Genomic DNA, 12,547 nt, shown 5'->3' on the forward strand with positions numbered 1-12,547 from the left:
GCTCTCCCGTCACTATGACACTGCAGCGCGTATACCTTGTGGCAGGCGAACTCTCCGGCGATATCCTTGGTGCTGGGCTGATGCAGGCGCTGCGCGCCCGGCATCCCCAGGTGGAGTTTCGCGGTATGGGCGGCCCCCGCATGGAAGCCCAGGGGCTGGTTAGCCGCTTCCCTCTGGAAACCCTCTCGGTAATGGGACTGGTCGAGGTGCTTAAGCACCTGCCTGAACTGATCCGCGTACGCCGTACCCTGCGCGAAGAGGCGCTGGCCTGGCAACCGGATATCATGATCGGCATCGACGCTCCCGACTTCAATATCGGCCTAGAGAAGCAGCTTCGCGCCGCTGGCGTCACCACTGCTCACTACGTGAGCCCCTCGGTATGGGCGTGGCGTCAGGGCCGGGTGAAGAAGATCGACAAAGCCGTAGATGCCATGCTCACGCTGCTGCCTTTTGAAGCCGATTTTTATCATCATCATCACGTGCCGGTTGCCTTTGTGGGTCACCCACTGGCCGACGAGCTGCCGCTGGAGAATGATCGTAACGCGGCTCGCCGTGAGCTGGGCTTAGCCTCAAACGCGCCGGTACTAGCGCTGCTACCCGGTTCCCGGGGTAACGAAATTCGCTTTATGGGCACCACTTTTTTGGACGCAGTCACGCTGCTGTGCCAGCGCCACGTGGGCTTACAGGTGGTGGTACCCGCGGCAACCGCTCAGCGCCATCAAGAGCTGCGCGAGCTGCTGGCAGGCTACCCCGCATTGGCCCAGCAGGTAACGCTTCTGGAGGGCCAAGCCCGTGAGGCGATGGTCGCCAGCGATGCGGTACTGCTGACCTCCGGTACGGCGGCGTTGGAAGCCATGCTGTGCCACCGCGCCATGCTCGTGGCGTACAAAATGGCGCCCGCGACCCATTGGCTCGCCAAACGGTTGGTGAAAACCCAGTGGATCTCGCTGCCAAATTTGATTGCCCAGGAGAGCGTGGTGCCAGAGCTGATTCAGCACGCGGCCACGCCGGAGGCGATTGCCGAGCAAATAGGCCAGCTACTTAGCGATGCCGAGATGCGTCACGGTCTGGAGGTGCGCTTTGCCGCAATGCATGCGACGCTGCAGCGTAATGCCAGCGAGCGTGCCGCGCAGGCCATTACCGCCCTGGTAGCAGGCGAGCTGCTGGAGGCTAAACCTGATGGCGGTTAAACCAGCGGACTTTCCACCGCTAGTCGTGGAGTATACCGGTGACTTCTTGGCCGGGGTCGATGAGGTTGGGCGTGGGCCGCTGGTGGGTAGTGTGGTGGCTGCCGCTGTGATTCTTGACCTCAAGGCCCCCATCGACGGTTTAACCGACTCCAAGAAGCTCACCGCTCGCAGGCGTGAGTCGCTGGATGTGCTGATTCGCGAGCGTGCGCTGGCCTTTGCAGTAGCGGAAGCGAGCGCAGAGGAGGTCGACTCGCTCAATATCTATCACGCGACGCATCTGGCCATGCGCCGCGCAGTGGATGCGTTAGCGCCCCAGGCGGAGTATCTGTTGGTCGATGGCAACCGTCTGCCGGGGCACGCGCTGCCGGGCCAAGCGGTGGTGAAGGGGGATGCTCGTCATCCGGCTATTGCCGCCGCGTCTATTTTGGCGAAAGTCGTGCGTGACGCACAGATGGTGGCGCTGGATCTGCGCTATCCTGAGTATGGCTTTGCCCGCCACAAGGGCTATCCGACGAAAGAGCACCTAGCGGCCCTGCAAGCCCACGGCCCGTTGGTCGAGCACCGTAAAAGCTTTGCTCCGGTGCAGCGCCAGCTAGCGCTGCTGTAAGCTTTTTTCTATTTATCTAGCGTTTTATGCTGAGAGTCTCATGACGGTTCCGTTCGTTCATCTTCGTTTGCACAGTGAATACTCTCTGGTCGATGGCTTGGTAAAGCTCAAGTCGCTGGTCAGTACGACCGCTGAGCGCGGGATGCCAGCGCTTGCGCTCACCGACGAGACGAACCTGTTTGGTTTAGTAAAGTTTTACAAAGCTGCCCAGGGCGCAGGCCTAAAGCCCATCATCGGCAGCGATTTATGGCTCTCGAACCCCCACGATGAGGCGCACCCGTACCGTATTACGCTGCTGGCGATGAACGATGTGGGTTACCGCAATCTCACCGAGCTGATCTCTAAAGGCTGGACCGATGGCCAGCGCCAGGGGCGGGCGATTCTTGATAAGCAGTGGGTGCTGGCACAAAGCGAAGGGCTCATCGCACTGTCGGGTGGTCGAGAGGGCGAGATTGGCCGCCACTTGCTCTCCGAGCATGAGCGGGAAGCACGGCTGCTGCTGGAAGAGTGGCAGCAGGCCTTTCCTGATCGCTTCTATTTAGAGCTGATTCGCACCGGTCGCCCGCTGGAAGAGGACTGTGTGCATGCCAGTGTCCAACTGGCTATCGAGACGAACACACCGGTTGTCGCCACCAACGACGTGCGCTTTCTGGAACGGGAAGACTTCTGGGCACACGAAACCCGCGTGTCGATTGGCGAGGGCAAGGCACTAGATGACCCCCGCCGCGAGCGCCGCTACACCGAAGAGCAGTACCTGAAAAGCCCAGAGGAAATGGCGGCACTGTTTGCCGATATCCCCGAGGCGCTAGAAAATAGCGTGATGATTGCCGAGCGCTGCAGCGTTAATGTGCGCCTGGGAGAGATATTCCTGCCAGAGTTCGGTATCCCTGAAGGCATGACCCAGGATGAATTCTTCCGCAAGGTCTCCCATGATGGCCTAACGGAGCGGCTCGATTTTCTGTTCCCCGCCGAGCAGTATCCGCGCGATAGCGAAGCGTTCCGCGAGATTGACCAGCGCTACCGCGACCGGTTGGAGTTCGAGCTGAACGTTATTATCCAGATGGGCTTTCCTGGCTACTTCCTGATCGTGATGGACTTTATCCAGTGGGCCAAGGATAACAACGTGCCGGTGGGCCCGGGGCGTGGCTCCGGTGCAGGCTCTTTGGTGGCCTACGCGCAAAAAATTACCGATTTAGACCCTATTGGCTACGACCTGCTGTTTGAGCGCTTTCTTAACCCCGAACGTGTCTCCATGCCCGACTTTGACGTCGATTTCTGCATGGAGAAGCGTGACAAGGTTATTGAGTACGTAGCCGACCGCTATGGCCGTAATGCGGTGTCGCAGATCGTCACATTTGGCACCATGGCCGCGAAGGCGGTGGTGCGAGATGTGGCCCGTGCCCAGGGCAAACCCTATTCGCTGGGCGACAAGCTCTCGAAGCTAATTCCTTTTGAAGTGGGCATGACGCTGGCCAAGGCCATTGAGCAAGAGCCCGCGCTTAAAGAGTTTATTGGCAACGACGAAGAGGCCGAAGAGATCTGGGAAATGGCCCTCAAGCTTGAGGGCACGACCCGTGGCACCGGTAAGCACGCGGGCGGCGTGGTCATTGCACCGACCAAGCTCACCGACTTTTCACCGCTGTTGTGCGATGAAGACGGCGCGGGCTTAGTGGTGCAGTTCGATAAAAACGATATCGAAGACGCCGGGCTGGTCAAATTCGACTTCTTGGGCCTGCGTACCCTCACCATCATCGACTGGGCGCTTGAGATGGTGGACAAGGTACGTGACGTGAACGGCCAAGGGCCGCTCAATATTGACGCCATCCCGCTGGATGACGGCAAAACCTTTGAGATGCTCAAGCGGGCAGAAACCACGGCGGTCTTCCAGCTGGAATCCCGCGGTATGAAGGAGCTTATTAAGCGCCTGCTGCCCGACTCCCTGGACGATATGATCGCCCTGGTGGCGTTGTTCCGCCCTGGCCCGCTGCAGTCGGGCATGGTGGATGACTTTATCAACCGTAAGCATGGCCGGGCAGAAGTCTCTTATCCACACCCGGATTACCAGCACGATCTGTTAAAACCGGTGCTAACGCCCACCTACGGCATCATTCTCTACCAAGAGCAGGTCATGCAGATTGCTCAGGTTATGGCTGGATATACCCTGGGGCAGGCAGACATGCTGCGCCGTGCGATGGGTAAGAAAAAGCCCGAAGAGATGGCCAAGCAGCGGGCAGGCTTTATGGAAGGCTGCGCGGCCAACGGCATTGATAAAGATCTGGCCGGTAACATCTTCGATCTGGTAGAAAAATTTGCCGGTTACGGTTTTAACAAGTCGCACTCGGCGGCCTACGCACTGGTGTCGTATCAAACCGCCTGGCTGAAAGCCCACTACCCGGGGCCGTTTATGGCGGCGGTAATGTCCACTGAGATGGATAACCTGGACAAGGTGGTGCCTCTGATTGAAGAGTGTCGCCACCTAAAGCTCACCGTGACGCCGCCCGACGTCAACGTAGGTGGCTACAAGTTTACCGTGGATACGGAAGGCCGCGTGGTTTACGGCCTAGGGGCTATCCGTGGCGTTGGTGAGGGGCCGATTGGCGCGATTGTGGAAGCGCGACAAGCTGATGGCCCGTACAAAGATTTGTTCGACTTCTGCCGACGCATCGACCCGAAGCGGATGAACAAGCGCACGTTGGAAGCGCTGATTCGCTCTGGCGCGCTGGATAATCTGGGGCCCAACCGCGCCGTGCTGTTTGCGTCCATGGAAGATGCGCTTAAAGCCGCCGCTCAGAATCACGCCAACCAGAACCTGGGTATGCTGGATATGTTTGGCGATGCCTTTACTGCCGAAGAAGAGGCCAGCGATGTCTACGCCGAGTACCTACATGCGCGTGAGTGGACGGACCGTGAACGCTTATCCGGTGAAAAAGACACCCTGGGGCTGTATCTCACTGGGCACCCTATCGATGAGTATGAGCGCGAGCTGAAGCGCTTTGTCTCCACGCGTATTAGCGACTTAAAACCCTCCCGCGAGCCCCAGCGGGTCGCTGGCCTTGTGGTCGCCATGCGCACTATGAAGTCCAAACGCGGCGATACCATGGCGTTTATCACCTTGGATGATCGTACCGGTCGCATTGAAGCGTCGCTGTTTGGTGAACTCTTTGAGCAACTGCGCGGCCAAATTGAGTCAGACCAAGTCATTATCGTGGAGGGCGAAGTCTCCAGCGATGACTTCTCCGGCGGGCTGCGCCTGCGCGGTAAAGACGTGACGCCGATGGTGACCGCGCGGGTGCGCTACGGCCAGGCCGTTGAGCTGGCATTGGACGCCGAGCAGATTAACGGCCGGCTGGTCGAAAGCTTGCGGGATAGCTTGACACCCTACCGGGATAACACCGGCCTACCCGTGCGACTTCAATATCGCCACCCCGATGCTGTCGCTTGGCTGGAGCTGGCGGAGGAGTGGAAAGTCGCGCCTAGCGATGATCTGCTGCTCGCCCTGCGCGATGTGCAAGGGCAGGTGGGCGTCCAGTTACGCTACCGTTAATGAACAAGAGCGCAAGCGTCCTTGAAAGCGCTGGCGCTGAATTGAACGGGTAGTGCCTTGCGTGGCAGGGTCAGGGTGCGATAATGGCCCCATAGATGCTCGTTTCGACAAGGCTTATTTTTTATAGGCAGCTTACAGGCAGAGCCGATGAATCCTAACTATCTCGATTTTGAACAGCCCGTTGCCGAACTCCAGGCAAAAATTGAGGAGCTGCGTTTGGTGGGCTCCGACAGCCAGGTGAACCTCTCAGATGAGATTTCACGGCTGGAGGAGAAGAGCCGCAAGTTAACGGAATCAATCTTCAAAGATTTGACCCCTTGGCAGGTTTCCCAGCTATCGCGGCACCCCCAGCGCCCCTATACGCTGGATTATTTAGAACATATTTTTACCGATTTCGATGAGCTCCACGGTGACCGAAAATTTGCGGATGACGCTGCCCTCGTCGGCGGCATTGCCCGCTTAAACGATGCGCCGGTGATGGTAATTGGCCACCAAAAAGGCCGCGATGTTAAAGAGAAAGTGCGCCGTAATTTTGGCATGCCGCGCCCGGAAGGCTACCGCAAAGCGTGCCGCTTAATGGAAATGGCTGAGCGCTTTAAAATGCCCATTCTGACGTTTATCGATACTCCCGGCGCGTATCCCGGTATCGACGCGGAAGAGCGTGGTCAGTCGGAAGCGATTGCCTATAACCTGGCGGTGATGTCGCGCCTGAAGACGCCGATTATTTCCACCGTGGTGGGCGAAGGCGGCTCCGGCGGTGCCCTGGCGATTGGCGTGTGCGATGAGCTGCACATGCTGCAGTACTCTACCTACTCGGTCATTTCGCCGGAAGGCTGCGCCTCCATTCTGTGGAAGAGCGCCGAAAAAGCCTCCGATGCGGCCCAGGCCATGGGAATCACCGCCGAGCGCTTAAAAGAGCTGGGCTTTGTAGATTCGCTGATCAAAGAGCCGTTGGGCGGCGCCCATCGTCACCCGGTAGACACCGCAGCGCGGGTTAAAGACGCGCTCTCTGCCAGCCTTGAGCGCCTGCAAGCGCTGGATAGTGATGCCCTGCTTGAGCGCCGCTATGAGCGCCTGATGAGCTATGGCGCCCCAGCCGCCTAAACGGCTGTTACGCCTGCTTCACGACGCCCTGGCGGAAACCCCGCCGGGGCGTTGCATTTGGGTCGCGCTCTCCGGTGGCTTGGACTCGTCGCTGCTGCTGATGCTAGCCGCGGAGGCCTGCCAAGACAGCGGCCAATTGCTACGCGCCCTACATGTTAATCACGGCCTACAGGCGGCGGCGGCCGACTTTGAAACCCACTGCCAACAGCTGTGTCAGCGCCTTGGCGTGCCGCTAACGGTTGAGCGTGTGGCGATTGAATCGCGAGGCGAAGGGATAGAGGGCGCTGCTAGGCGCGCTCGCTACGCGGCCTTTGCGCAGCATGTGAAGCCGGGTGACGCGCTATGGCTTGGTCAGCATCAGGATGATCAAGCGGAAACCCTCTTACTGGCAGCGCTGCGGGGGAGCGGTATTCGTGGGTTGGCGGGCATGCCATATCAACGGGAGTGGCAAGGCATTACGCTTGTGCGCCCTTGGCTCAGCGTCAGCCGCCAAACGCTGGCCGACACGGCCCACGCTATGGCACTGACTTGGTGTGAAGACCCCACCAATCGCGATATTGAATTTGATCGCAACCGTTTGCGCCACGAAGTGCTGCCAACGCTGACTCAGCGCTGGCCTGGTGCGGTACGTTCGTTGGCCAAGAGCGCTGGCTTGGCCGGTGAGGCCGACACGCTCCTTGCCAGCTACGCCGCCGAGGAGTTGGCCGTGCTCACGTTGGGAACGGGCTGTCTCGATGCGTCGGCATTGGCCGCGTTGTCGTTACCCCGTCAGCGGCTGCTCGTTCGTACGCTGTGTCAGCAGCTAAGGCTGCCCACGCCTCCACAGGCGCGTCTGGCCAGCCTGCTCGGCCAGCTTACCGCCGCCCAGGATGCCCAGGTGCTAGTGGAGTGGCCCGGAGCCCAGGCGCGGGTGTGGCGGCGCAGGCTTTATCTTATGACGCCGTTGGCTGCGTTGCCGGATTGGCAAGCGCCTTGGAACGGAGAGCCAGGGGTGAGTACTCCTCTTGGGCCGCTACAGCTTCGCCTGGAATGCGACACCTACTTAGCAGAACCGTTCATGCTGCGCTGGCGGCAGGGCGGGGAAGTGCTCGTATTGCCTGGGCGTGGCCGACGCGACCTCAAACGCTTGCTGCAAGAACGGGCGCTTCCGCCTTGGGAGCGGGAGCGGCTGATTGTTGTGATGGCCGGAGAGCGCTGTCTGGGCGTGCTCCAACCGCCTGCCAACGTTCTGTGGCAAGCGGAAGGGGCGACGTTTCATCGCGAGGGTTAGGAAGGCGTATTCAGGTTGAACGCAAACCCGGCGTTGGCCATGAACGCCTGTTCCTGCTCTAAATCGGTGCTGAGCAGCGTGGGTTCATCGCTGGGGGGCAGCGTAATGGTGAGCGCGTCGCCGTTGCTGTCAGCAGCAATTTTGGGCGGCATGGGCGCGCCTTCAGGCCGCGAATGATTAATCAGCACGGCGAGGCGTAGCAAGCGGGCAAGCTTAGCCGCGCTTGGCTGCTGTGAGGCAGGCAGCGCTTGCCACTCCTTAAGCGGGAATTTACGCCGGTGAGCACGCACTAAAAACGCCAACAAGCGCTGCTCGGGGCGAGAAAACCCGGCTAGGTCCGAATGCTCTAATAGATACGCGCCGTGGCGGTGGAACTGGCTATGGGAGATGGCTAGCCCAATTTCATGCACATGGCTTGCCCAGCTCAAATAGTGGCCCTGTTCGGCGGTTAAGCCCCACGGCTGCTTCACTACGGCAAACAAGTGCTTGGCGGTTTCCGCCACATTTTCTGCTTGCCGGGTATCTACGTCATACACTCGCTTGAGCATGTCGAGGGTTTTGGAGCGGGTATCTTCGGCGCTGTTGCGCCCCGCCATGTCATAGAGCACGCCTTCACGCAGTGCGCCGTCGGCAAAGCGCATTTGGTGAAGGTCGAAGGCTTCAAAAATGGCGCTCAAAATGGCAATGCCCGCCGGAAATACCCGAGCCCTATCGGGTTTGAGGCCGTCCAGCTCGACCTTTTCCAGATGTTTGCATTTCAACAGGCGCTCGCGCAGTTTTTTCAAGCCGCTGCGGGTAATCACCCCCTCTTGGGGCGTGTCGCCGTAAGCGTGCAGCACGCTGGCAGCGGCCTTAATCGTGCCGCTGGAGCCTACCGGATCATCCCATCCTAAGCGCTGATAAGGGCGCTGGATGTTGGCCAGCTCTGAAAGCGCTGCCAGCTCGGCGCGGCGCATGCGCTTTTCGGTAAGTTCGCCATCGGCAAAAAAGCGTCCGGTAAACGTGACACAACCCATGCGCAGGCTTTCCAGCGCTTTGGGCTCAAAGGCTTCACCGATAATAAACTCGGTAGAGCCGCCGCCAATATCGACAATCAAGCGGCGGCCGCTTTCGGCCAGGGCGTGGGCGGCACCCAAATAAATTAGGCGGGCTTCTTCGCGCCCGGCAATAATCTCGATGGCGTGGCCAAGCTGGGCTTCCGCGCGCTCGATAAACGTTTGGCTGTTGTGGGCATCGCGTAGGGCGTTAGTGCCCACCACGCGAAGGTTGGGACCTTCAATATCGGTTAAAAACGGCGCAAAACGGCCCAAGCAGTCGAGCGCGCGCTGCATGGCGGCTTCGCTGAGGTAACCGTTCTCGTCAAGTCCTGCCGCCAGTTGGACCTTTTCACCTAGTCGTGCCACTACTTGTAAACGTTCATTTTGGTAGTTGGCAACCAGTAGGTGAAAGCTATTGGAGCCAAGGTCAATGGCGGCTAGGCGCTGCGGTTCACCGCTCTCAAATTCGGCAGTGGGTGCGGCGATGGGGAGCGAAATGTCCTTGGGCATGAGCTATCCTTCAAATTGGCTATGCCAAGGTTGCGGTGACCTCTGACTATTGTCAATTGCCAAAGGCTTGCGTTTGTCGCGGGCCTTGACTACCATCGAGCTACTGGCTTGATCCGAGTTGGCTTGTTCGTCTAACAAGCGCACTGACTCGGGCACCCCGAGCAGTACGTATCCAGATGGCATCAGCCAGATGTCCAAGTCGTCAGATAACCCGCTGAAACAGCATTTTTCTGTGCCAATCAGATTAACTAGTTTGTTTGCACCCTCACGCCAAGCAGTCATTGATGTCATTGTTATGCTTTAGGCATTGTTACAGCGACTGCCCAGCTTTCACCACTCGAGCGTGTGCCTAGATGGGGTTCTGAACGCATCACTCGGCGCTTAGCCCTATATTTAGGCCAAGCCTCCTGTCTTATTCCCGGCGCCTAGCGCCTAGCTTTCATGAGCAATTTTCTAACACACCGATGAATCTCACTGAACTCAAGCAAAAAACCGTTCCCGAGCTGCTCAATATCGCCCGCGAAATGGGTATCGACAACTTAGCCCGTTCGCGCAAGCAGGACATCATTTTCGCCATCCTCAAGAAACACGCCAAAAGCGGCGAGGATATCTATGGCGACGGTGTGCTGGAAATTCTTCAGGATGGCTTCGGCTTCCTGCGTAGCGCCGACAGCTCGTACCTCGCTGGACCGGACGATATCTACGTATCGCCCTCACAGATTCGTCGTTTCAATCTGCGCAAAGGCGACTCCATTTCCGGCAAAATCCGCCCGCCCAAAGAGGGCGAGCGCTACTTTGCCCTGCTCAAAGTTAGCCAGATCAACTTTGACCGCCCGGAAAACGCCAAGCATAAGATTCTCTTTGAGAACTTAACGCCGCTGTTCCCGGACGACCGTCTGCGTATGGAGATCGGCAACGGGTCTACCGAAGACTTAACCGCTCGGATCATTGATCTGACCGCGCCGATTGGTAAGGGTCAGCGTGGCCTGCTGGTGTCTCCGCCGAAAGCGGGTAAGACGCTGATGCTGCAGAACATCGCGACGTCGATCACGCGTAATAACCCCGAGTGCCATCTGATCGTGCTACTGATTGATGAGCGCCCGGAGGAAGTCACCGAGATGTCCCGCACCGTACGCGGTGAAGTGGTCGCCTCTACCTTCGACGAGCCGCCCGCCCGCCACGTTCAGGTGGCCGAAATGGTCATCGAGAAAGCCAAGCGCTTGGTGGAGCACAAAAAAGACGTGGTGATTCTGCTCGACTCCATCACCCGTTTGGCGCGTGCTTACAACACCGTGGTGCCTAGCTCTGGCAAGGTACTGACCGGTGGTGTGGATGCCCACGCCCTTGAGAAGCCGAAACGCTTCTTTGGTGCGGCGCGTAATATCGAAGAGGGCGGCAGCCTGACGATTATTGCCACTGCGCTGGTCGATACTGGCTCGAAAATGGACGAAGTCATCTTCGAAGAGTTCAAGGGCACCGGCAACATGGAAGCGCACCTTGACCGCAAACTGGCTGAAAAACGCGTCTTCCCTGCGATCAACATTCGTCGCAGCGGCACTCGTCGTGAAGACCTGCTGGCCTCTGAAGAAGAAATGCAGCGCATGTGGATTCTACGCAAGCTGCTTAACCCGATGGAAGATACCGCAGCGACCGAGTTCCTGATTGATCGTCTGAAAGATACCAAGACCAATCTGGAATTCTTTGAAGCGATGAAGCGTCGTTAAGGCGCTGCATCTACTGCCATGGGTTTGCAAGAGCAGCGTCTGACAGCCGGGTTGAGGAGAGTGCTTTGAAGTATAACGACTTGCGCGATTTTATTGCGGCGCTTGAAGCCCAGGGTGAGCTAAAGCGAGTTAAAGCGGAAGTTGATCCTTACCTAGAAATTACTGAAATCTGCGACCGTACGCTGCGCGCCGGTGGCCCTGCACTGCTGTTTGAAAATGTAAAGGGCCACGATATGCCGCTACTGGGAAACCTGTTCGGCACCCCGAAGCGGGTAGCGCTGGGTATGGGCCAGGATTCAGTAGAAGCGTTGCGTGAAGTGGGGAAGCTGCTGGCATTTCTGAAAGAGCCAGACCCGCCCAAAGGACTGAAAGATGCCTGGGATAAGCTGCCGATCTTTAAGCAGGTGCTCAGCATGGGGCCCAAAAGCGTTAAGCGCGCGCCTGTGCAGGAAGTCGTTTACGAAGGGGAGGAAGTGGATTTAGGTCGTTTGCCGATTCAGCACTGCTGGCCCGGCGATGCGGCACCGCTTGTCACTTGGCCGCTGGTCATCACCAAAGGCCCGCATAAAAAGCGCCAGAACCTGGGGATTTATCGCCAGCAGAAAATCGCCAAGAATCGCCTGATTATGCGCTGGCTCTCCCACCGTGGCGGGGCGCTGGACTTTCTTGAGTTTCAAAAAGCCCATCCCGGTGAGCCCTTTCCCGTCGCCGTGGCGCTAGGCGCTGACCCAGCGACTATATTAGGCGCGGTCACGCCGGTGCCCGATTCGCTCTCAGAGTACGCCTTTGCTGGCCTGCTGCGCGGCTCGCGTACCGAGCTGGTGAAGTGCGGCCACACAGACCTGGAAGTCCCCGCCTCCAGCGAAATTATTCTGGAAGGCTTTATTTACCCGGACGATATGGCACCGGAAGGGCCGTTTGGTGACCATACCGGTTACTATAACGAAGTGGATCATTTCCCTGTGTTTACCGTGACGCGGATGACCATGCGCCGCGATGCCATTTATCACTCTACCTATACTGGTCGTCCACCCGATGAGCCCGCCATTTTAGGTGTAGCGCTTAACGAAGTGTTCGTGCCCATTCTGTGCAAGCAGTTCCCCGAGATCGTCGACTTCTATCTACCGCCAGAAGGCTGCTCCTATCGTATGGCGGTTGTGACGATGAAGAAGCAGTACCCCGGCCACGCGAAGCGCGTGATGATGGGGGTTTGGAGCTTTCTGCGCCAGTTTATGTACACCAAATTCGTCATCGTGCTGGATGATGATGTGGATGCGCGTAACTGGGAAGACGTGATGTGGGCGATTACCACGCGCATGGATCCCGCCCGCGACACGGTGATGGTGGAAAACACGCCTATCGACTACCTCGACTTCGCCTCACCGGTATCCGGACTTGGCTCCAAGATGGGACTGGATGCAACGAATAAGTGGCCCGGCGAAACCGACCGGGAGTGGGGCACTCCCATCGTGATGGATGAGACGGTGAAAGCCCGCGTTGACGAGCGTTGGGATGAGCTGGGCATTGATATTCCGCTACCCACACCGCGCCACGGTTAATC

General features: G+C 58.4%; 8 protein-coding genes. 7 read left to right on the forward strand and 1 reads right to left on the reverse strand.

What is annotated here, in order from left to right; translation table 11 throughout:
* The first annotated feature begins 14 nt into the window (after positions 1 to 14).
* From lpxB to tilS, 5 genes are all read left to right on the forward strand, one after another.
* Positions 15 to 1,190, forward strand: coding sequence for a lipid-A-disaccharide synthase (gene lpxB, locus ACIGG6_RS15485; protein ID WP_399845577.1), 1,176 nt, complete (start codon positions 15 to 17; stop codon positions 1,188 to 1,190).
* On the forward strand, positions 1,180 to 1,797 hold the full coding sequence (gene rnhB / locus ACIGG6_RS15490; RefSeq protein WP_399845580.1) for a ribonuclease HII: 618 nt from the start codon (positions 1,180 to 1,182) through the stop codon (positions 1,795 to 1,797). Before lpxB ends, rnhB begins: the two co-directional genes overlap by 11 nt.
* A gap of 40 nt (positions 1,798 to 1,837) precedes the next feature.
* Positions 1,838 to 5,341 (forward strand): DNA polymerase III subunit alpha, encoded by a 3,504-nt coding sequence (dnaE, locus tag ACIGG6_RS15495; RefSeq protein ID WP_399845582.1) that lies wholly within the window; start codon positions 1,838 to 1,840, stop codon positions 5,339 to 5,341.
* A 147-nt stretch (positions 5,342 to 5,488) separates the two neighbouring features.
* On the forward strand, positions 5,489 to 6,445 hold the full coding sequence (gene accA, locus ACIGG6_RS15500; protein ID WP_399845585.1) for an acetyl-CoA carboxylase carboxyl transferase subunit alpha: 957 nt from the start codon (positions 5,489 to 5,491) through the stop codon (positions 6,443 to 6,445).
* Complete coding sequence (gene tilS, locus ACIGG6_RS15505) at positions 6,426 to 7,715, forward strand: tRNA lysidine(34) synthetase TilS (RefSeq protein WP_399845587.1); 1,290 nt, start codon at positions 6,426 to 6,428, stop codon at positions 7,713 to 7,715. Before accA ends, tilS begins: the two co-directional genes overlap by 20 nt.
* Here the strand turns inward: tilS and ppx are convergent.
* A complete protein-coding gene (gene ppx, locus ACIGG6_RS15510) occupies positions 7,712 to 9,262 on the reverse strand; it encodes an exopolyphosphatase (protein ID WP_253502377.1) in 1,551 nt (516 codons plus the stop codon). The genes tilS and ppx overlap by 4 nt on opposite strands.
* A 464-nt stretch (positions 9,263 to 9,726) precedes the next feature.
* Here ppx and rho point away from each other — a divergent pair, with 464 nt between their 5' ends.
* Both rho and ubiD read left to right on the forward strand, forming a co-directional pair.
* Complete coding sequence (gene rho / locus ACIGG6_RS15515) at positions 9,727 to 10,986, forward strand: transcription termination factor Rho (RefSeq protein ID WP_399845589.1); 1,260 nt, start codon at positions 9,727 to 9,729, stop codon at positions 10,984 to 10,986.
* Positions 10,987 to 11,051: 65 nt separating this feature from the next.
* On the forward strand, positions 11,052 to 12,545 hold the full coding sequence (gene ubiD / locus ACIGG6_RS15520; protein WP_399845592.1) for a 4-hydroxy-3-polyprenylbenzoate decarboxylase: 1,494 nt from the start codon (positions 11,052 to 11,054) through the stop codon (positions 12,543 to 12,545).
* The last annotated feature ends 2 nt before the right edge of the window (positions 12,546 to 12,547 follow it).

This window comes from Vreelandella lionensis (genome assembly GCF_044543515.1).
Lineage (GTDB): Bacteria > Pseudomonadota > Gammaproteobacteria > Pseudomonadales > Halomonadaceae > Vreelandella > Vreelandella lionensis.